This window comes from Klebsiella sp. MISC125, assembly GCF_051131775.1.
Lineage (GTDB): Bacteria > Pseudomonadota > Gammaproteobacteria > Enterobacterales > Enterobacteriaceae > Klebsiella.
The window spans coordinates 499,944-520,894 of record NZ_CP180448.1 but is presented as its reverse complement, the minus strand read 5'-3'; the positions used below and the strand labels follow the sequence as shown (position 1 = coordinate 520,894).

The following is a 20,951-nucleotide window of genomic DNA, read 5'->3' as shown; positions in this document are numbered from 1 at the left end:
ATACCACACATCACTATTCTACCTCACAGCTTTCCTGCAATATTCTCAACACCGTTTCCTCACCGCTACGATTAGGGTTAATACGAATCGCATAGCGTTCAATACCCGGATTTGCCTCACGGAAGGTTCCGGATAGGCGATAGAACAACGGCGGTATTTCATATTTTGACTCGGCGCCAACCGGATATGGCAACGCCCCAAGCCGCTGCGCATTAGCCAGTACCTGCTCCGCAATCGGCTGATGAAACTCAACCAGCAGGACCCGGGACTGCGCGTTGGCGATAATTGCCTGTTTAACCTGCGGCACCACGCCGTGATTCAACTGCAGCAGAAGCCGCTCCGTCACCCCCGCCTGCACTGCGTGCATCACTGGAGCGAACACCAGCCCTCGCAGTACTTCCAGCGCCTGCGCCCCCTGAATCTGGCTGCCGCCGGAATACATGCTGGCGCGGATGCGGGCAACGGCATCAGCACGACCCACCACTGCACCAACGCCTTCCGGACCAAACAGCTTAAAGCAGGAAAATGTCGCCAGCGTCGCACCGCATTCGCAGCCGATATTCGCCACCTTCATCACCGCGTAGTTATCGTCGGTCAGCGTCGGAACATGCTGCTCATTAAGCACAGAGAGCACCTCTGCTAACTGATAACTATCTTCAGGGCGCTGGCGCGTATGCTGCACCAGCGCCGCATCGGGTCGATGCTGAGCCACCGTCTCTGAGAGCGCCGCCAGATCGTTAAAGTCCACGCGAATTGGCTTTAGTCCCATCTGCTCAATAATCACCGAGGTCGTCGGATAGACCGGCGCATCATGGATTAACAGCGTACCGCCGGGCTTCACTAATGCCGCTATCGCCGCGCGAATCGCCCCGGTTCCGGCTCCCTGCACCAGCACGGCGGCCTCGGCATGGAACGCATCAGCCAGCACTGCTTCGACGCGCTGCGTGACGCGGGGCTGGTTCAGCCCCGACACCAGACCGAAGTCACCACCGCGCAGGAAATCGACCCCAGGAAAATGGCGACAGATAGCATCCACTAGCGCGAACTGCTTATGTTGGGCTTCAACCAGCGACAAACTTTCCAGCGGAAAGGTTCTCATGACCCACGCTCCTTGTTATGCCGGAATAAATAATCCGAGCCAGAACAGAATATTCAGCACGATCCCGGTAATCATGACTGCCACAACCGGCGCGGCCATTTTTTGAACCGGACGTCCCAACGACTCATTGAGGAAGTAGATCGCAGCGGTAATTGAGAAACCGGTATACCCAGCCATTTTGATGGAGGCAAAAATAGAGCCAACCAGCAGCGCCATCTCCATCAGCATGTTCATCGCATTACGGATGTTATCTGACGCATTGCGCACTGATGGATAGCGTCCCAACCACTTACCGATTGAGCGCAGCAGCAGCACTTCCGCCGAAATCACCAGAGCGCCCAGCAGCGCGGCAATCCATGGATTCGGCGCCAGATAACCCACCGCATAAACGAAGGTAAAACCGGCAACCGCATACACCCCGGTAGCCAGCGCGGTGGTGGCGATCATCGGCACGAAGCCCAGACCACGCATAAACTCCGCCAAAGCCGCCTGATGAATCAGCGTTTGCGACTGCTCCGGCGTCACGCCTGCCGAATACGCTTTTTCCAGAGTAAAGATGGACACCTCGCTACCGGCAAAAATTTTCATGCTGGCTACCGCCGCAATCAACGCGCCCACAATAGCAATATACGGCAGGTTTTTGATAATCCGCGACGTGCGCTCTTCAAACACCGACATCCCGCTGGCGTCATGATCCTCGCTACCGCGATTGCGCAGATCCTGGGTAATCGCAATCCCCAACAGCATCACCATACCAACGAAAATCTCAATCGACTCAGGGTTGAGATGCGGGAAGTAGCGGACGACCAGTACGCGTGTAATCAGTACAACAACCGCCGCTAGCAGGCTGCTTTTCCAACCGAACTGGTAGAAAATGGCCACCAATGGGAACAGTGCAAAAGCGGATACTACCGGCGAACTCAATTCGCCCAACGATCCCAATACATCGACCGGTAGCGCCGTCAGCAGATGGTTAACCGGCAGCAGGCAGGTAAGGATCAGAATCCCCCAAACCGCCCCCAGGCCGAAAGCCAAAAGACTATTCGCTGCCAGTACACCGAGGATATCGGTAGGCAAAAACAGCAGCCAGGCATTCAGCAGCCCGGTTTTCAACGTGAACGAAATCCCGACTGAGGCGACAAAGCCAATACTTAAACCAAATGCGATACTGCCCGCTTCCCGACGATGCATGTTGCCTTCAATCAACTGCGGGAGGATCGGGCGAATACCATCATGAAAAACCGCAGCTGACCGGTGCGCCAGTAACGACGTCATCCCCGTCAGACAAGCCACCACAATGAGTTGAATATAAAGCGCCATAACAGTGCCTTTTTATTTTAAATGGTTGATCAGTAATGGGATCGCATGTTCAATGTGCTCAACAGAAAGGCCAAACGCGACTCTTCCTTCCGCCACCATTTTTGCAATCTGATCCTCTTTTGCCTTAATACCCGGCTTAGCAATAGTGCAACTTTTGTTGAACCCGATAATGGCGATCGCAATGGAAAGTGCCGCGCCAGCACCGGTGTTACACGCGCCAATGTAGTAATCCAGCTGGCCGTTTTTCACCTTCATAGCCGCTTCCATGTCGTTGTAGATGAACACCTCGAAACACCCCGGCGCCGTATTTTCAATCGTTTTTTTAATCAGCTCGCGCTGTAAGCCAGCAACACCAATCTTTTTCATCTCTATGTCCTTACAGGAAAAATTGAGTAGGGTTAGTACGTAACATCAGATCCACATCGGCCTGGCTGAAACCGGCCTGGTAAAGCTGAGGGACAAAAGTAGTCAACAGATAGTCGTAACCGTTGCCGCCATTGGCCTTTAAGTGAGAACGGCGGGTGATATCCATCGACAGCATGACGTGATCCAGGCAGCCCCTTTCACGCAGGGCGAGCAGCATAGCGATGCGTTTTGCGTCGGGGTAATAATTGTTTTTGCCAATTGTGTCGAACTGAACGTAAGCGCCGAGATCGATCATGCGCAAAATATCATCGAGGTTATCTTTCAGGTCGCAATGGCCAATGACCACGCGGGAGAGATCGACGCCATGCTGTTTCAGCAGTGCAAGCTGCTCCAGCCCCATGGTGCTAAACGAGGTGTGCGTTGAGATAGGTCGTCCGGTCGCGTTATGCGCCAGCGCCGCGGCGCTAAACACTTTGGCTTCCAGATCGGTAATGACCCCTTCACTGGAGCCGATTTCGGCGATGATTCCGGCTTTGAGCGGCGTACCGTCAATACCGATTTCGATCTCATCGATCATCTCCTGCGCCAGTTCCTGTGCAGAACGGGTAGCAACGTGCTCAGGAAAGAAAGCGTGCTGATAATAGCCGGTGCAGGCAATCACGTTGATGCCGGTATCGCGCATCAGATCCAACATAAAGGACGGGTTGCGCCCCATGTAGCGGTTGGTCATCTCAACAATATTGCGCACGCCGAGGTGCATTAAATCGCGCATCTCGTTACGAATCAGTTCGTATTGATCCAGTCGGCAATCGATGTCGCCTTTAAAGCCGGACAAATCAATGTGCAAATGCTCATGTGCATAGGTATAACCAGAGCTATCAATCATCATTGTGTATTCCTTGCGGGCAGTAAAAGCGAAAGGAAAGAGTGTCCATTCTCCGGGGCATGTGCACCGAAAAAGTCGCAAACGGTGGCCCCGACATCCGACAAGGTGCGCCGGGTCCCGAGCTGCGCAGAGGATTGTCCTGGTGACCACACCAGCAGAGGCACCTTCTCACGCGTATGTTTGCTGTGGCCTATCGTCGGATCGTTACCGTGGTCGGCCATCACCACCAGGCAATCATCCGGGCGCATATCCGCCATCAGCAGGGCTAACTGCTCATCGACCAGCTCCAGCCTGTCGACATAGCGCTCCACATCTTCAGCATGACCCGCCAGATCGGTTTCCTGGATGTTGGTGCAGATAAATGCCGTCTCCCGGCGGTTAAACTCCGCCCGGGTGATCTCCATAATCTGCTGGCTATCGACCAGATTTTCCCAGCTGATGCCATGGGGATTGCTAACGATATCAGCGACCTTGCCAACGAGTACCGTCGGTACGTCAACCGCAAACAGCTGGGCAGGAACCTGCACCTGTTCATCGACGCCGTAGCCCATATGTACAACCTGAAATCCCTGCTTATAGGCTCCCGAGCGCGGCGCGTTGATGCCGATATAGCCGCCCTCTTTTTCTTCCACGGCATCAAAGATGTTCTGTGTACTGGTGAGCTGGCCGCCAAAGGCGATAACGCGTCCCACTGAGGCCTGTTCACGTACCGTCCGGCCGATGGCCTTCACCTCAGCAAAGCTTTTTTCACTCAGATTGCCGGTAATGTTGTAAACCTGCCCCAGATCGGCTTCGAGGTTATCGCCAACCGCCACCGCACCATCCACCAATAGCCAAAATGGACCTTTGCCGTGGCGCTCTGTTTGATGTCCGGCGGCAAGCAGCGCGGCTTCAACTTTATCGATGACATCATTAAATGGCATCCGCAGCGGAGTCCGGGGTTTAGTCCCTAAAATCTCCTGATGTCCCATAAAGGTATCGCCACCCTCATGCTCAAGTTCTGCGGTTCCCCATACGGCATCTTCAGAAGGCTGCATCACACCTGGAGCAAAACCGAGGGCGTTTATCAGTCCCAGTTTTTCTAGCGTCGGCAGACGCAGCGTGGGAAAACGCTGCAAGATGTGTCCACAGGTATTCGCACCAATATCCTGCGGCCTCACTTCGGGAACATCGGCCATCGCGCCGACGCCAAAGCTGTCTATCACCAACACCACAAATCGCGCCATTAGTCCTCCAGTACGTTGCCAAGGCTGTCGTAGCGGGCAACGATTTCAGGGTTACCGCTTTGAATACCCGCAACCAGCACCACGTCGCTACGGGTAACGAAAATCTGCGTGCGGAAACAGAAGATTGCCGCGCTGCCGACTGGGAACTCACCTTCCAGCGGCAGGTAGTAATCAATGCTGCTATCATCTACCGCGTTAAGCTGCGCCAGCTGGGCGTTTTCGCTGGCCGGAGCGAATACTAGCGCATGCTTAGCATGACCACGCCGATAATAGCCGCCGCCGTAGCAATAGCTTTGCCCGGCAAAATGGTGGGAAATTTCACTCAGCCACAACATGGCAACACGCTCCGGTTGATCTCCCTGCTGGTTGGCGGGGATGGTACCGGTCAGCGCATGCCCCGGCTCAGCGTGGGTGACGCCAAACTCCGCCAGTAGCGGCAGAGAGCTGCAGCTGGTTGCCGAAGGCGCATTCAGTTGCTGAACCGTCACGCCGAGACTTTCGAGCTTGTCTCTGGCGGCGAGCAGAGAGCGCAAATTCGGCGTTGGCAGAATTTTTTCCTGTTCGTCATCCCACAGCAGGCAAGGGAAGTGGGTGAGCCCGGTCAGTTCAATGCCCGGCAGGCTGCGAAGATGCGCCACCACGCTGTCCAGCTCAGCCAACGCGAATCCACTCTCCTGTCCCGGATAGAGGAAATCGCTCTCGCCATAGACCTTAAGCATGACCGCCTGCATCCGACCGCTTGCTACCGCCGCCGCCGAAACTTCCCGAGCTTTCTCCAGAGAGAACAGGGTAATGACTTCGGTACCCTGCTCTACCGCACCCGCTACCTGCGCGGAAGGAATTTGCACCAGATGGCCCTGATGGGAAACGGGCAAGCCGGCGCGGCGCATCACCCGACTCTCTTTGTAATCCACAACAACAATGCCCTGATACCCGAGCGCCAACAGCTTTTCTGCCAGCCACGGATTTCGACCAATCTGCTTGGTCATCAAGTACAGGCTGATTCCGTATTGCTGCGCGGTCTTCAGCAGCAGCTTGCCATTTTCCAGCACCTGATCGACATCAATAACCCAGCTATCCGGGGCGATACGCCCTTGCTGCCAGAAGCGGAGCGCCGTCGCAATCAGCGTCGGGTTCTGCCGTTGTAATGCTTTAATAAACATTTACTTGCCTCTGCTTTTATTCCTTTTTTAAATATTCATTTTTTTGAATATTTAAGTCGCATAGCGCCAATTCCCAATATTCTTCACACGGCCTGCTGCGCCGCTCCCCACAACCCATACCAGTTAGCCAGCAAATAACCTTTTTCATTAGCATGAAGAGTGACGTCAAATTCCTGCATCATCACCTGATGCAATTGATGAATCTCATCCCAATAAGCCGAACTGGTTATCTCTGCCATAAACTCCTCATCCAGCGGCTCAATAATCTCACCGCGGCGGCTGCGCATCAGCGCATTTGCCATATGAGTTATTGCGATTTCCCCCTGCTCGCTAAAGACGGGAAGATGCCACTGCTCGTCCAGTTGGCGGACGACCTGCATCATTCCGCGACAAATATCCTGGTCGATAATCCCTGCCTCACACAGCAAGTTGAGCCTGTTTTCCATAGTCACTGCCTTAATGTTAATAGCTTGGCTCTTGCTCTCCGCTCACCACCCGTTGTTGATGAGCTAATAGCGCCTGTTTATCAACGACTGCACGTAGCAAATGTTGAATCGGGTAATCATCTGCCCTGGCCAATACTACCGCCTCAGTCGCCTGCAAAAAACGCGGATCGTCACTTAACGGCAGGGCTTCCAGCCCTAACATGGCCAGCTCCGCGCCAGCGGTGACGTTCCAGATAACGGCGTCAATTTCGCCTTTGACGATGCGACTTAGACTCTCGTGATAAGAGAGGTCGACGCGCTCTACGTCGCTATTGGCAAAATAAATTTCGGTCATAATTTTCTGGTCCGCCGAGCGGTTATCAAGCCCCACTCGCCGCACCGAATCGATTTCACCTTTCCGGCAAATCAGCTGGTGCTCACCGACATAGGTGTGCGGCCCAAGGGCCATTACCATCCGCAGCCCGCTCTGCGCTAAATAACTTTCTGCCGCCAGGCGCGAAACCACCGCCATGTCGTAAACACCGTTAAGTAAGCACTCCACGCGAATGTCCGCGCCGCGCATATGCGCATAGTAAAAAGGAATCCCTTCAAACTGCGCTTTCAGCCCGCTCGCCAGCCCCTCATACAATCGCGTATAGGGCAGAGGCATTGCGCAAACGACATTGGTGATATCGATATGCGCCAATAGGGCCTTGTTATCCATCTCAACCAGGTAACTGCCGTTGCGCCCGCGGCGTTCAATACGAATGGCCCCGGAAGACTCCAGCGTTTTTAGCGCCGCCTGAGTCAGCCCAACGGAAGAGCCGCATTCACCCGCTAACTCATCAATCGTTTTCAGACGATTACCACACTGCTCGCCCAGCAAATAACGAGCCAGGGTCGTTAGTGCCATGCCCTCTTTTTTAATGAATGTCCGACGCATCTATAATCTTCACTAAATTGAATATTTATATCTTCACTAAACTGAAGATAATTAACAAGGAGCAAATAATCAAATCACGACAGCTATCACAAATTAAAAAGCCGGATGCATTGCACCCGGCTTTGGATATGACGGCAACCATCAGATAGATTAAGGCTTAGCGACGAAACCAATCGCTTCGTAGACCGCCTTCAGGGTAACAGAAGCGCGAGCGCTGGCTTTCTCCGCGCCCTCTTTCATCACCTGATTCAGGAAAGCTTCATCGCCGCGGAAACGGTTATAGCGCTCCTGCAGTTCGGTCAGCATGCCGGATACCGCATCGGCGACTTCGCCTTTCAGGTGGCCGTACATTTTGCCTTCAAAGTGCTGCTCCAGCTCAGGGATACTCTGACCCGTTACGCCAGAGAGGATATCCAACAGGTTGGAAACACCCGCTTTGTCCTGGATGTCGTAGCGCACAACGGGTGGCTCATCGGAATCAGTCACCGCACGTTTGATTTTCTTCACTACCGATTTCGGGTCTTCCAGCAGGCCGATCACGTTGTTACGGTTATCGTCTGACTTGGACATCTTTTTGGTCGGTTCCAGCAGCGACATCACGCGCGCGCCAGATTTCGGAATAAACGGCTCAGGGACTTTAAACACATCGCCATAAATAGCGTTGAAGCGCTGGGCAATATCGCGGCTCAGCTCCAGATGCTGTTTCTGGTCTTCACCGACCGGAACCTGATTGGTCTGATACAGCAGGATGTCGGCAGCCATCAGCACCGGGTAGTCAAACAGGCCGGCGTTAATGTTTTCGGCGTAGCGTGATGACTTGTCTTTAAACTGGGTCATGCGGCTCAGTTCGCCGAAATAGGTGTAGCAGTTCAGCGCCCAGCCCAGTTGCGCATGCTCCGGCACGTGGGACTGAACAAAAATGGTGCTTTTCTTCGGGTCGATACCACAGGCCAGGTATAGCGCGAGCGTATCCAGCGTCGCCTTACGCAGCTGTTGTGGATCCTGGCGGACGGTAATCGCGTGCTGGTCAACGATGCAGTAAATGCAGTGGTAATCGTCCTGCATGTTTACCCATTGACGCAGCGCACCCATGTAGTTGCCAATGGTCAATTCACCTGAGGGCTGTGCGCCACTAAAAACGATGGGCTTAGTCATTTTCTATTCCTGAGTTTCACTGTACGGTAGCCCGAAAGCGGGCAAGAGTTCATTAAATTGGTCAAAGATATAATCCGGCTCACTCAGCGAAATTGACTCGCCATAGTTGTAGCCATATGTCAGACCGATTGAGTAGCAGCCTGCGGCTTTCGCAGCCTGGATATCATTGCGTGAGTCACCAACGAACAGCAGCTCAGCAGGCGCCAGCCCCAGTTTTTCCGCGACCAGAAGCAGCGGATCCGGGTGTGGTTTCTTGTTTTTTACATCATCACCGCCAATCACGACGGTAAAATATTTGCCGATGTCCAGCGCGTCCAGAATAGGCGCGACAAACGGCGTTGGCTTGTTGGTTACCAGCGCTAACGGCAGGCCCTTTGCGTGCAGCGCACCGAGCGTATCGGCAACCGCCGGGAACAAAAAGCTCCCCTCTTCGGCCACTTCTGCATAGTAGCGATCGAACAACTTACGCAAAACCGTCAACTGCTCAGCCTGGGGGATATCGTCATGATCAACAGAAGGTTTACCCTGCGAGGCGCGCAGCGTTGCGCGTTCCTGGCGAGCCCAGGTCAGAGCGCGCTCCATCAGAACATCAGCTCCGTTACCAATCCAGGTGATGACACGTGCTTCCCCGGCCATCGGCAGCTCCAGGGCGTAAAGTGCGTTATCGACGGCAGCAGTCAGACCCGGCGCGCTGTCCACCAGCGTGCCGTCAAGGTCAAACGCCACGCCGCGAATGGTTTGCAACTTATCCATGGCTAACCTTCGCTAATTCGCTGCGCATTTGATCAACCACTTTTTTATAGTCCGGCTGATCGAAAATCGCCGACCCGGCAACAAACATATCCGCACCGGCTGCGGCAATCTCGGCAATATTGTTCACTTTCACGCCGCCATCAACTTCCAGACGAATGTCGTAGCCAGATTCATCAATACGACGACGAACTTCACGCAGTTTATCAAGGGTGTGCGGAATAAAAGACTGGCCACCAAAGCCTGGGTTGACCGACATCAGCAGAATGACGTCCAGTTTATCCATCACATAATCGAGATAGCTCAGAGACGTGGCTGGGTTAAACACCAGACCGGCTTTACAGCCATTTTCTTTGATGAGTTGTAAAGTACGATCGACGTGCTCAGAAGCTTCCGGGTGGAAAGTAATGATGCTAGCGCCCGCAGCAGCAAAATCAGGGATGATGCGGTCAACAGGCTTGACCATCAAATGCACATCAATCGGCGCGGTGATTCCGTAATTTCGCAGCGATTTCAGTACCATTGGACCGATGGTCAGATTCGGCACATAGTGGTTGTCCATTACGTCAAAGTGCACAACATCTGCACCTGCGGCCAACACGTTGGCGGTATCTTCACCCAAACGGGCAAAATCAGCCGACAGAATCGAAGGGGCAATCAAATACTGCTTCATCCGCATCTCCTTGAAATTTATTTTGTCTTGGGCGGACGGTACAGAGCCAGAAGCTCGTCCACCTTCTTACGTGTACCACCGTTACTGCTAATGCTGCGTCGAACCTTCACAATATGCATCTCAGCGGCATTTTTATACCACTCCTGAGTGAGCGGCGTGCGATGGTTTGAGATAAGCACAGGAATACGCTTTTTCACCAGCGATTCCGCCTTTTTTGCCAGCAACTCCTGCTGTTCCTGGCTAAAGCTATTCGTATGATAGGCCGTAAAATTCGCCGTTGACGACAGCGGCGCATAGGGCGGATCGCAATAAACAACAGAGCTGTTATCAGCTCGCTTCATACAGTCTTCATAAGATTCACAATGAAACTCTGCATGCTGCGCTTTCTCAGCGAAGTGGTGCAACTCGGCCTCTGGAAAGTAGGGCTTTTTATAACGGCCAAACGGCACATTAAACTCACCGCGCAGGTTGTAACGACACAGACCATTGTAGCCATGACGGTTCAGATAAAGGAACAGCACCGCGCGACGCAGCGGTTCCTGGCTTTGGTTGAACTCATCACGGAACTGGTAGTAACGTTCAGCGGCGTTATTTTCTGGCGTGAACATCTCACGCGCCGCCGTAACGTACTCATCGGTTTGCAGTTTGACTATGTTATACAGACTAATCAAATCACTATTGATATCAGCAAGGATATAACGAGAAAAGTCGGTATTAAGAAATACCGACCCGGCGCCCACAAAGGGCTCAATCAAGCAATCGCCCTGCGGCAAATGCTTTTTAATATCATCAAGCAGGGGGTATTTCCCCCCTGCCCATTTCAGAAAAGCGCGATTCTTTTTCATGCTGCCTAACTAATTACACATTCTCCGGCTGTGGAGAAAGCTCCGACAGCATCCAGCGCTTCAGACTACACAGCAGCATTATTTCAGGTCAGACTGAACCTGATGCAGCGGTTTTGCCCACGGGTTTTTCGCCTGTACATCTGCCGGCAGAGTCGCAACAGCGCGTTTAGCTTCATCTTTCGAAGCATAAATACCGCTCACCAGAACATACCAGGGTTGACCGTTACGCGTAGTCTCATAGACAACATATTTTTCCAACTTCTCTTTCTTCGCCCAACTGTTGAGGTTGTTGTAGTTAGAGGAGCTGCTGAGCTGCAACGTGTAGTGCCCAGATGGCGCGGACTTCATAGAGCCAACATCACCAGCGCTTTTACTCGCAGCAGCAGTCGCTGCCGGAGCGGCGGTTGCCGTAGCAGTCGCGGCAGGCGTGGTAGTGGTAGCCGTTGGCTGCGCCGGTTTAGTCTGTGCAGTTGCAACAGGTTTCGTCGGCTGAGCTGGTGTCGCTTTCGCCGGAGCCGTAGTCGCAACGCTTTCTACACGCTTCGGCTGGACCGGGGTCGGCTTAGGCTCGGCAGTCGTTTTCGCGGTGGCCTGCGGTTTTGGTTCGATAACCGTATGCTTACGCTCAGCTGGACGCGGTGTCGGTGTCGCCGCCGTCTGACGTTCCGTTGTCGCCTGGCGCGGGGCAGCACCATTACGAAGTGGAGCAACGGTAGCAGGTTCAGTTGGCAGAGTGGAATTCGCCACGGCACTATCAATCTGGCCCTGCTGCTGAGTCAGCGCATTGTTCAGATCACCCTGAACTTCAACACGCTGCTGTCCCTGCGGCTCAGCAGTAGCCTGGCCCTGAGTCGGGTTAGAGGCAATTGGCGGCAAAGAGACATCCTGCGGCTGTGAATTATTCGTCGCTGATGAATCCTGAGCTGTCGGCTGGGCATTATTATCCTGATCGCCGGATAAGCTAACGCTTTTCTCACCTGAAGCCGTTTGCTCACCAGATGAAGAGGAAGGTGATTTCAGCGCAGATCCGACGCCAACAATCAGCAGGAGAAGGACGAGGATCCCTACACCCATCATGATGTACTGACGGGAAGCCGGTTTGGCCGGCGCCTTCTTACGTTTACGCGGACGACGTTCGACCTGACGCTCTTCAGCATCGTCTTCGTCAGACTCTACGTCCTCTTCATATTGTTCTTCATATTGTTCTTCATCGCGCTCACGGCGTGCCTTGCTGCCGCGCGTCGGGCGACCATCGTCAGCATCATCAAGATCGACATCATCAAAATTGATTTGCGGATCGGCATCACGCTCAGAAGACTGACGGGAACGACCAGCACGACGATCGTTGCGATCGGCTTTCATATCGTCTTCTGGTTTTAATTCATCCATTTAACACCCCACTAAAAGGCTTATGCTCACGACTATTGCATGTCACCTGAAATGATAACGCCGCGCGAACGCGGCCAGACCTTCTTATTGTTGCGCCTGCTGGGTATCAGCAATTGCGCCAAGAACAACATCATGCGGCACTCCGCCACGTATCTCGCTTTTCCCTATTGCGAGCGGTAGCACCAGCCGCATCTCGCCAGCCAGTACCTTTTTATCACGCATCATGTGAGGCAAATAGGCGTCTGCCGCCATCTCCAGCGGCCCATGCAGCGGTAAACCAGCACGCTGTAACAAACGAATAACTCGCTGCGTATCCTGTGCGCTGAACTGCCCTAAACGCTCCGACACATGCGCCGCCATCACCATACCGGCAGCCACAGCTTCACCATGCAGCCAGTTACCGTAGCCCATTTCAGCTTCGATCGCATGACCAAAAGTATGTCCAAGATTGAGTAAAGCACGTAACCCGGTTTCGCGCTCGTCGGCCGCGACGACTTCAGCTTTCAGCTCACAACAACGACGGATACAGTACGCCATCGCTTTTTCATCCAGCGCCATCAGCGCATCGATGTTGTTTTCCAGCCAATCGAAGAATTCGCCATCGAGGATAATGCCGTACTTTATGACTTCAGCCAGACCGGAGGACAGTTCGCGCGTCGGTAGTGTCTTGAGACAGTTGAGATCGACAACGACAGAAACTGGCTGCCAGAAGGCGCCAATCATATTTTTACCGAGAGGATGGTTTACAGCCGTTTTGCCGCCAACGGAGGAATCAACCTGCGACAACAGCGTAGTAGGGACCTGGATAAATCGCACGCCACGCTGATAGCTGGCCGCGGCAAATCCAGTTAAATCACCGATCACCCCACCGCCGAGCGCCACTAACGTCGTGTCGCGGCCGTGTGGTTTTTGCAACAGAGCGGTAAAAACAGTATCCATCACCGCCAGGCTTTTATACTGCTCGCCGTCGGGAAGAATCACGCTGTCGACTTTTACTCCCGCTTGCTCCAGTACGGAACGAACGGTATCCAGATAAAGCGGCGCCAGCGTTTCATTGGTGACCAGCATAACCTGGTCGCCTGATTGCAGTGGCTGGAAGGAAGCTGGATCGTTAAACAAACCAGCCGCGATGGTAATCGGGTAACTACGTTCCCCGAGGGTTACAGTAAGCCTCTCCATAACGCGACGTCCACCTCAGTTGCTTTTACTCTGACGCACTTTATTAAGCCAGAATCAGTTGCTTTCCAGCATATGAATAATCTGGTTTGCTACCACTTTTGCGCTTTGATCGTCGGTGCGGATAGTGACATCAGCAATCTCTTCATACAGCGGATTGCGTTCATCTGCCAACGCTTCAAGAACTTCGCGAGGCGGCGCATCAACTTGTAATAAAGGACGCTTTTTATCGCGCTGTGTACGGGCAAGCTGCTTTTCGATAGTTGTTTCCAGGTAGACCACCACGCCGCGGGCGGAGAGACGGTTACGCGTTTCACGGGATTTTACAGAGCCGCCGCCAGTCGCCAGCACAATTCCCTGTTTTTCCGTCAACTCATTGATGATTTTTTCTTCACGATCGCGGAAGCCGTCTTCGCCTTCTACATCAAAGACCCAACCCACATCAGCGCCAGTGCGTTTCTCAATTTCTTGATCAGAATCGTAAAATTCCATGTTGAGCTGCTGGGCTAACTGGCGCCCAATAGTGCTTTTGCCGGCACCCATAGGCCCAACCAGAAAGATATTGCGTTTCTCTGCCATTTTTTCGGTACTACTAAGACTATTCGTTAATGATAAACCCGCTTCGCAAAGATCCAACGCAGCAGGACATGAACTGAAACCTCATATGCAATAGAGCGAGAGTCAGACTGAAAATTATCTCAATACTCCGGCTGGTTTGGCAACAGAATAAATCACCGGACAATATAAGGGAGGATTGATGTCGTACCCGACTCTCAAATCGGTACCCCTTGTATGCTAAATCCGTCCTCACGTCAAACACCTGAAACGTGTTTAGCATGAAAAACCCGCTTAATTCACTGCTAGTATACGTGGAGTAATGAAGACAACCAGTTCACGTCGTTCGTTATCTTTGCCGTCACGGCGAAATAATTGCCCAAGCCATGGGATGTCGCTAAGTAGGGGAATACCATCGCGAGAAGATTTATTTTTTTGCGAAAAAATTCCTCCCAAGGCCAGGGTCTCACCACTTTTCACTTCGACCTGCGTTTCAATTTCCTGTTTATCGATAGCCAGCGCTTCGCCATTTTCCTGTTTAAGAATTTGTCCCGGCGTGTTTTCGCTAATTCTGAGTTTTAGACGCACCCGATTTTTCTGTAGCACCGTCGGCGTAACCTCCATCCCCAATACCGCCTCTTTAAACTCAACGGAAGTTGCACCGCTTTCACCACTAGAGACCTGATACGGAATCTCACTTCCCTGTTTGATGCTGGCAGGCTGCATATGTGAAGCCAGCAGCCGCGGGCTGGCAATAATTTCAACCTGTTGCTTTTGCTCAAGAGCGGAAAGCTCCAGTTCTAATAGCCGCCCGTTAATACGCCCGATATTAAATCCCACCCGCGTACTGGCATCGCCGACCGCCAGGTTGCTGCTTAAGGTGGTGAATTTACCCGATCCTGGCGGACTGCTGGCTTCGGCCAGGCTCCACTTCACCCCCAGCTCGCGCAGGCTGGTTTCGCTCATTGAGACAATATGCGCCGCCAGCTCTACCTGACCGACAGGCAAGTCCATCTCCAGCGCCCATGCTTTCAAAACAGGGATATGCTGGACATCATCACGAATTAGCAGACGATTGGTTCGTGTATCGACGGTGAGATGTCCGCGAGCGCTCAGCAATTTCTCTCCGGCTTTAGCGAGATCCCCCGCATCAGCATAACGCAAGGCCACACTGTGATCCTGTAGAGGGAGATTCTGCAAACGTTTATCTCTTTCCGCCTCAAGCTGCACCTGCCGCGCATTTTGCCAGGCAAGGGTGTGAACATACAGCACCGTACCTTGTTGGGTTAACGTCAGCCCGGCACTATCGATTACGGAGCGCAGCGCTTGTTGCCAGGAGACATTTTTTAGATGTAGCGATACCGTACCGCTGACGTCCGATGCCACTACCAGGTTTTTCTGTTTAAGTTCAGCCAGAGTTTGTAATACTTGAGCTACCGGTGCGTCATCGACGACCAGCGACACGGGTTGATCTTTTTTTGCCGCCGTTGCCATCAGTGGCAACAGCAGAAACAGCAGGCTTATCCATCGCATCATTTTTTATTCCTTCTCGCTGCCAGGCCCACTGGGCGGGTTCACATCCTGGTCCCGTAGTTATTTCAATTCTCTGCGCCGTCAGGAGCGTGATTCGCCAGTTTGTCGGCAACGTTTCATCCGCTCTTACTCGACGCCACTTCCCGGCGCTGTCCTGCAAAATTCCAATATGCAATTGCGGATCGCTGATAGCTCCGCCGTAGCGCCATTGGCTCAGTTGTGCCGTTCGACAGCCATCAACCGCAGGCTGGAATGGATCGCGTCCTCCAGCCATCAGCGGGAGCGGCAGCAAAAGTAAACTCCACCACTTACTCTGCATCTTCCGCCTCCAGTTGCAGGGTCAGCTGCAGCGCCTGCTTTTCCGGGTGCAGTGAAAATGCCGTAGCCTGCATCCCACAGCGTGCCAGCCAGGAAAACAGCGCGGGTACCGATTGCCAGTTAACCTCCAGCCGCATCTCACCGCCCCGCCCAACTGACCGCCAGGATACAAGTACCGCTCCGACGACTGGCAGATCAAGCGGCGTAAAGGTTTCGGTTTTCGCTTCGTCCGTTCTGGTACTGTTTAGCGAAGCCTGTAGCGGCAACAGTTTTCGCCATTGTTCTTGTATTCGCAGCGAGCCGCCCGAGTGTATTTTTGGCGGCGAGGTTTGTGGCCACATAAAAGCCCCTACGATGAGAGCTAAAACGATGGACAGCACGAAAAGAATTTTGCCGTCCGTTAGCCAGCGCTCAATGTTCACCCGCATCTGTGCACTCTCCCGCCATAGAAAAGCTAAACAACCAGCGCCCTTCGCTATCCCGGTGGGTTTCACCCGCTTTGGCCGGATGAAAGCCGCTAAGACCTTCCAGCGCTTTTTCCAGGGTTGTTAATGCTTTCAGGTTTAACGTCAGCCCGCCAAGCGTGAGCGCATTTTGTCGATATTCCAGACGGGTGAGCCAGGCCTGCTCCGGTAAGCGGGCAGCGACCTCCAGCAATATTGGCTGCCATGCTGCGGTTATCTCTCGGCGCTGCTGGCGCTGACGGAGCCGTTCGTACTGCTGTAACCGTTGACGCATAACACGCTCACGCTGCTGGAACGCGTTATAAAGCTGGCTTTCGGCACTCGCTCTTTCCGCCTCAAGCGAGTGACTGACCCGGCTGTTCATTCGTGATGCGAACCACGCCATAAGCAGAACAAGCAGGAACCCGACGAGTAGCAACCCTCCCGAACGCAGACGCTGCCGTCGACGGGTTTCACGCCAGGGAAGAAAGTTAACAATCTGGCTCATCGTTAACGTGCACCCAACGCAAGGCCCAGCGCAACCGTAAAGCTATCGCCACAGGGCGGAAGCGGAGGCTGCAGACGATGTATTACGCTCCAGGCATCAAAGCTTTGCCCGTCGAACGATTCGGAAGTACAGAGGCGAAACTCACCGGCGTTAACCTGTGAAACCAGTCGGGGAAAAGAAGGGGTTTCGCTGCATAAATTCCATCCCCAGTTATCTGCGGTTGCCCACAGCCAGGTCGATTCATCTCGCCACGCCAGTCCATGAGTTTCAGCCGGTAGCCAGGGAAAAAAGGCGCTGAGTACGCTGGCATCCGGAACAATTCCGGAGACTCTTAACTTGAGTCGCTCCGCAAGGCGACGCAGCGCGTCAACGTCTAAGCGCTGCGCTGCCGTTACCTGCCAGCCATCACCCGTTCCGGTAGCCGAATAATCAACACATAATGAGGAAGCTGGCATTTCCAACTGCTGCGCCATCGCGCTGCTTATCCACGTTGCCTGTTCACTTTCTCTTAACGAGATCTGAGGACGCGGCAAACGCTTTTGCAACGTGCGCGCCGCCGGGAGCGCAATACAAACCTGATGCTGCATTGGCAGCTCGCGCCGCCAGCTTTGCAGCTGTCGGGCCAGCGCCTCAACGTCGACAACCAGTCCCTGACGCACGGTGCCGGGCGTCAGGGGAATATTCCACCAGCGCCGCAGCGCCCAGCGGGAGCGTTCAAACAACAGCGCTACGATGGCAATACGGTCCTGCTGGATATGCATTCCTATGCGCCAGTTTCTAAAAGCCATGCCTACGATCTCCTTATCCGCCAATATGGTTCGCTATATCAATGCACCAGGCTTGCCTTTATACTACTGCGCGTTTGTTTATAAACTGCCCAAATAAAACTAAATGAGAAATCTCCGGTGAAGTTCGTAAAGTATCTTTTCATCCTTGCAGTCTGTTGCGTACTGCTGGGAGCAGGCTCGATTTTTGGTCTCTATAAATATATAGAGCCGCAGCTTCCTGACGTCGCGACCCTGAAGGATGTGCGTCTGCAAATCCCGATGCAGGTTTACAGTGCGGATGGCGAGCTGATTGCGCAATATGGCGAGAAACGCCGTATCCCTGTCACCTTGCAGCAAATACCACCTGAGCTGATAAAAGCGTTTATCGCCACTGAAGACAGCCGATTTTATGAGCATCATGGCGTTGATCCGGTCGGTATTTTCCGCGCCGCCAGCGTCGCCATGTTCTCCGGTCACGCCTCACAGGGCGCCAGCACCATCACTCAACAGTTGGCGCGTAACTTCTTCCTGAGTCCAGAAAAGACGCTGATACGTAAGGTCAAAGAGGTCTTTCTCGCAATCCGCATCGAACAGTTGCTCAATAAAGACGAAATTCTTGAGCTGTACCTGAATAAAATCTATCTCGGCTACCGCGCCTATGGCGTCGGCGCAGCCGCGCAGGTTTATTTTGGTAAATCCGTCGATCAGCTCACGCTGAGCGAGATGGCGGTGATTGCGGGCTTGCCGAAAGCTCCTTCAACCTTTAACCCGCTCTACTCCATGGACCGCGCCACCGCCCGCCGTAACGTCGTTCTGTCGCGTATGCTGAGTGAAGGCTACATCACACAGTCGCAGTACGATCAGGCGCGCAGCCAGGCTATCGACGCACGCTATCATGCGCCGGAAATCGCCTTCTCAGCTCCATACCTCAGCGAAATGGTGCGTCAGGAAATGGTCAATCGCTACGGCGAACTGGCTTATGAAGATGGTTATCGTGTCTACACCACCATCACCCGGAAAAACCAGCAGTCTGCCCAGCAGGCGGTACGTAACAACGTGCTGGATTACGATATGCGCCACGGCTATCGCGGCCCGGCCAGCGTATTGTGGAAAGTGGGTGAAACGCCGTGGGATAACCAGAAAATCATTGCTGCGCTGAAAAAGATACCGGGCTCTGGCCCTCTCTCCCCGGCGGTAATCACTTCGGCAAATCCGCAGGAGGCCGTTGCTCTGTTGAGCAACGGAACGTCGGTATCGCTGAATATGTCAGGGGTTCGCTGGGCGCGTCGGTTTGTTTCTGATACTCAGCAAGGCGCTACACCGCGCAAAGTGACCGATGTCCTGCAAACCGGGCAACAAATTTGGGTCCGCCAGGTCGGCAGCGACTGGTGGCTGTCTCAGGTACCGGATGTGAACTCGGCGCTGGTATCCATCAACCCGCAAAACGGCGCGATTATTGCGCTGGTCGGTGGTTTTGATTTCAACCAAAGTAAGTTCAACCGTGCGACTCAGGCCTTACGCCAGGTCGGTTCTAACATTAAGCCGTTCCTCTATACCGCAGCGATGGATAAAGGCTTAACGCTGGCGAGCATGCTTAACGATGTGCCTATTTCCCGTTGGGATGCTGGTTCTGGCTCTGACTGGCGGCCGAAAAACTCACCTCCGCAATATGCTGGTCCTATCCGTTTACGCCAAGGGCTGGGTCAATCGAAGAACGTCGTCATGGTTCGCGCCATGCGTGCCATGGGCGTGGACTACGCCGCAGAGTACCTCCAACGCTTCGGCTTCCCGGCACAGAACATCGTGCGAACCGAATCACTGGCGCTGGGTTCAGCGTCCTTCACACCGTTACAGGTCGCTCGCGGTTATTCGGTGATGGCGAACGGAGGTTTCCTGGTTAGCCCGTATTTCATCAGCAAAATTGAGAACGATCAGGGCGGCGTCATTTTCGAAGAACGACCGAAAATTGCCTGCCCGCAGTGCAATTCGCCAGTGATTTACGGTGATACGCCAAAATCAGACGTGCTGGAAAATAAAGACGTCGAGGACGTTGTCACCTCTCAGGAACCGCAAAACGCCAGCGTTCCGCCGCAGCCACAGCTTGAGCAGGCCAACCAGTCACTGGTCGCGCAGAGTGGCGCTCCCGAGTATGCGCCGCACGTGATCAATACGCCGCTGGCCTTCCTGATTAAGAGCGCCCTTAACACCAATGTTTTCGGCGAACCCGGCTGGATGGGTACCGGCTGGCGTGCGGGTCGCGACCTGCAACGTCACGATATCGGCGGTAAGACAGGGACTACCAACAGCTCGAAAGATGCGTGGTTCTCCGGCTATGGCCCTGGCGTGGTGACGTCGGTATGGATTGGCTTTGATGACCACCGCCGCGATCTGGGTCGTACAACCGCCTCAGGCGCAATCAAAGATCAGATTTCTGGCTACGAGGGTGGAGCCAAAAGCGCCCAGCCGGCCTGGGATGATTTTATGAAAAGGGTTCTGGAAGGCGTACCGGAGGAGCCGTTAACGCCGCCGCCGGGTATCATCACGGTGAATATCGACCGCAGTACCGGCCAGTTGGCCAGCGGAGGTAACAGCCGCGCTGAGTACTTTATCGAAGGCACCCAGCCCACCCAGCAGGCGGTTCATGAAGTCGGCACCACCATCACCGATGGCGGCGGCGAAACCCACGAACTGTTCTGACAAAAAAAGCGCCTGCGGGCGCTTTTTCTTTGCTTAATACTTTATTCCGCGACTGGCTACAGTCGGCCCTGCTCCTGCAACCATTCGCGCAACAGGAACAGCGCACTAACGTTACGAGCTTCATGAAAGTCCTCTTCATCAAGCAGCGCCATTAGCTGCGATAGCGGCCAGCGAACCTGCGGTAGCGGCTCTGGCTCATCGCCCGGGAGTGATTCCGGATAAAGATCTTCCGCCACCAGAATATTCATCTTGCTGGAGAAATAAGATGGGGCCATGCTCAACTTTTTCAAAAACGTCAGCTTTTGCGCGCCAAAACCAACCTCTTCTTTCAGCTCACGGTTGGCAGCCTCGAGCACGCTTTCACCCGGGTCAATCAGGCCTTTCGAAAAGCCTAATTCATAGGACTCGGTCCCAACAGCGTACTCGCGAATCAATATAATATGGTCATCGACAATCGGCACAATCATCACGGCTTCACGGGTAGAGGGCCGCATCCGTTCATACACCCGGCGAACGCCGTTGCTGAACTCAAGGTCCACGCTTTCAACGTTAAAAAGTCGCGAACGCGCTACCGTTTCAACACTGAGAATGGTGGGTTTTTGTAATGATTTGCTCATTGTCATCGGTCTATGCTGTGATTACAGAGGTCATTGTGCGACACGCAGCACGGTTTCGGCAATTCAATTCGCCACTAATTTACATAGTTGCAACTTT

General features: G+C 53.7%; 22 protein-coding genes. 1 reads left to right on the top strand and 21 read right to left on the bottom strand.

Annotation, left to right across the window (positions count from 1 at the left end):
* Positions 1 to 13 precede the first annotated feature (13 nt).
* The 20 genes from ACMYSL_RS02360 to ACMYSL_RS02265 all read right to left on the bottom strand — a co-directional run bounded on the left by ACMYSL_RS02360 (position 14) and on the right by ACMYSL_RS02265 (position 17,561).
* The gene (locus tag ACMYSL_RS02360) at positions 14 to 1,099 is read right to left on the bottom strand and encodes an aminotransferase class I/II-fold pyridoxal phosphate-dependent enzyme (protein WP_434661296.1); all 1,086 of its coding nucleotides are present in this window, start codon (positions 1,097 to 1,099) and stop codon (positions 14 to 16) included.
* 15 nt (positions 1,100 to 1,114) lie between these two features.
* Positions 1,115 to 2,419, bottom strand: coding sequence for a YhfT family protein (locus tag ACMYSL_RS02355; protein ID WP_182235122.1), 1,305 nt, complete (start codon positions 2,417 to 2,419; stop codon positions 1,115 to 1,117).
* A gap of 12 nt (positions 2,420 to 2,431) precedes the next feature.
* Positions 2,432 to 2,785, bottom strand: coding sequence for a DUF2620 domain-containing protein (locus tag ACMYSL_RS02350; protein ID WP_110274970.1), 354 nt, complete (start codon positions 2,783 to 2,785; stop codon positions 2,432 to 2,434).
* Between the two features lie 10 nt (positions 2,786 to 2,795).
* Positions 2,796 to 3,674, bottom strand: a complete 879-nt coding sequence (locus ACMYSL_RS02345; RefSeq protein WP_434661295.1) for a phosphotriesterase-related protein — start codon at positions 3,672 to 3,674, stop codon at positions 2,796 to 2,798.
* Complete coding sequence (locus ACMYSL_RS02340) at positions 3,671 to 4,897, bottom strand: phosphopentomutase (RefSeq protein WP_434661294.1); 1,227 nt, start codon at positions 4,895 to 4,897, stop codon at positions 3,671 to 3,673. The genes ACMYSL_RS02345 and ACMYSL_RS02340 overlap by 4 nt, the downstream gene beginning before the upstream one ends.
* The gene (locus ACMYSL_RS02335) at positions 4,897 to 6,060 is read right to left on the bottom strand and encodes a YhfX family PLP-dependent enzyme (RefSeq protein ID WP_434661292.1); all 1,164 of its coding nucleotides are present in this window, start codon (positions 6,058 to 6,060) and stop codon (positions 4,897 to 4,899) included. Before ACMYSL_RS02335 ends, ACMYSL_RS02340 begins: the two co-directional genes overlap by 1 nt.
* Positions 6,061 to 6,143: 83 nt before the next feature.
* A complete protein-coding gene (locus ACMYSL_RS02330; RefSeq protein WP_304253842.1) occupies positions 6,144 to 6,506 on the bottom strand; it encodes a PRD domain-containing protein in 363 nt (120 codons plus the stop codon).
* Positions 6,507 to 6,522: 16 nt separating this feature from the next.
* Positions 6,523 to 7,428 (bottom strand): GntR family transcriptional regulator YhfZ, encoded by a 906-nt coding sequence (gene yhfZ, locus ACMYSL_RS02325; RefSeq protein WP_182235127.1) that lies wholly within the window; start codon positions 7,426 to 7,428, stop codon positions 6,523 to 6,525.
* 150 nt (positions 7,429 to 7,578) lie between these two features.
* Positions 7,579 to 8,583, bottom strand: a complete 1,005-nt coding sequence (gene trpS, locus ACMYSL_RS02320) for a tryptophan--tRNA ligase (protein WP_112214766.1) — start codon at positions 8,581 to 8,583, stop codon at positions 7,579 to 7,581.
* A gap of 3 nt (positions 8,584 to 8,586) precedes the next feature.
* The gene (gene gph / locus ACMYSL_RS02315) at positions 8,587 to 9,336 is read right to left on the bottom strand and encodes a phosphoglycolate phosphatase (RefSeq protein ID WP_110274963.1); all 750 of its coding nucleotides are present in this window, start codon (positions 9,334 to 9,336) and stop codon (positions 8,587 to 8,589) included.
* On the bottom strand, positions 9,329 to 10,006 hold the full coding sequence (gene rpe / locus ACMYSL_RS02310) for a ribulose-phosphate 3-epimerase (RefSeq protein ID WP_110274962.1): 678 nt from the start codon (positions 10,004 to 10,006) through the stop codon (positions 9,329 to 9,331). Before rpe ends, gph begins: the two co-directional genes overlap by 8 nt.
* A gap of 17 nt (positions 10,007 to 10,023) precedes the next feature.
* Positions 10,024 to 10,851, bottom strand: coding sequence for an adenine-specific DNA-methyltransferase (gene dam / locus ACMYSL_RS02305; protein ID WP_112214768.1), 828 nt, complete (start codon positions 10,849 to 10,851; stop codon positions 10,024 to 10,026).
* Positions 10,852 to 10,929: 78 nt separating this feature from the next.
* Positions 10,930 to 12,240 carry a cell division protein DamX gene (gene damX / locus ACMYSL_RS02300; protein ID WP_182235129.1) on the bottom strand — a complete coding sequence of 437 codons (1,311 nt, stop codon included), beginning with the start codon at positions 12,238 to 12,240 and terminating at the stop codon, positions 10,930 to 10,932.
* Positions 12,241 to 12,324: 84 nt separating this feature from the next.
* Positions 12,325 to 13,419: a 3-dehydroquinate synthase gene (gene aroB, locus ACMYSL_RS02295; RefSeq protein WP_434661290.1), complete on the bottom strand. Its 1,095-nt coding sequence runs from the start codon at positions 13,417 to 13,419 to the stop codon at positions 12,325 to 12,327.
* Between the two features lie 54 nt (positions 13,420 to 13,473).
* Positions 13,474 to 13,995 (bottom strand): shikimate kinase AroK, encoded by a 522-nt coding sequence (aroK, locus tag ACMYSL_RS02290; protein ID WP_004106441.1) that lies wholly within the window; start codon positions 13,993 to 13,995, stop codon positions 13,474 to 13,476.
* 270 nt (positions 13,996 to 14,265) lie between these two features.
* A complete protein-coding gene (gene hofQ / locus ACMYSL_RS02285; RefSeq protein ID WP_434661289.1) occupies positions 14,266 to 15,507 on the bottom strand; it encodes a DNA uptake porin HofQ in 1,242 nt (413 codons plus the stop codon).
* A complete protein-coding gene (locus tag ACMYSL_RS02280) occupies positions 15,416 to 15,823 on the bottom strand; it encodes a HofP DNA utilization family protein (RefSeq protein ID WP_304253848.1) in 408 nt (135 codons plus the stop codon). The genes hofQ and ACMYSL_RS02280 overlap by 92 nt, the downstream gene beginning before the upstream one ends.
* On the bottom strand, positions 15,813 to 16,250 hold the full coding sequence (locus tag ACMYSL_RS02275) for a hypothetical protein (RefSeq protein WP_434661287.1): 438 nt from the start codon (positions 16,248 to 16,250) through the stop codon (positions 15,813 to 15,815). Before ACMYSL_RS02275 ends, ACMYSL_RS02280 begins: the two co-directional genes overlap by 11 nt.
* Complete coding sequence (locus ACMYSL_RS02270; protein ID WP_434661286.1) at positions 16,234 to 16,773, bottom strand: PilN domain-containing protein; 540 nt, start codon at positions 16,771 to 16,773, stop codon at positions 16,234 to 16,236. Before ACMYSL_RS02270 ends, ACMYSL_RS02275 begins: the two co-directional genes overlap by 17 nt.
* Positions 16,774 to 16,775: 2 nt before the next feature.
* Positions 16,776 to 17,561: a pilus assembly protein gene (locus tag ACMYSL_RS02265; protein WP_434661285.1), complete on the bottom strand. Its 786-nt coding sequence runs from the start codon at positions 17,559 to 17,561 to the stop codon at positions 16,776 to 16,778.
* A gap of 117 nt (positions 17,562 to 17,678) precedes the next feature.
* Here ACMYSL_RS02265 and mrcA point away from each other — a divergent pair, with 117 nt between their 5' ends.
* Positions 17,679 to 20,237 (top strand): peptidoglycan glycosyltransferase/peptidoglycan DD-transpeptidase MrcA, encoded by a 2,559-nt coding sequence (mrcA, locus tag ACMYSL_RS02260; protein ID WP_434661284.1) that lies wholly within the window; start codon positions 17,679 to 17,681, stop codon positions 20,235 to 20,237.
* A gap of 56 nt (positions 20,238 to 20,293) precedes the next feature.
* Here mrcA and nudE read toward each other — a convergent pair whose 3' ends face one another.
* Positions 20,294 to 20,854 (bottom strand): ADP compounds hydrolase NudE, encoded by a 561-nt coding sequence (gene nudE, locus ACMYSL_RS02255; protein ID WP_181484642.1) that lies wholly within the window; start codon positions 20,852 to 20,854, stop codon positions 20,294 to 20,296.
* Positions 20,855 to 20,951 lie beyond the last annotated feature (97 nt).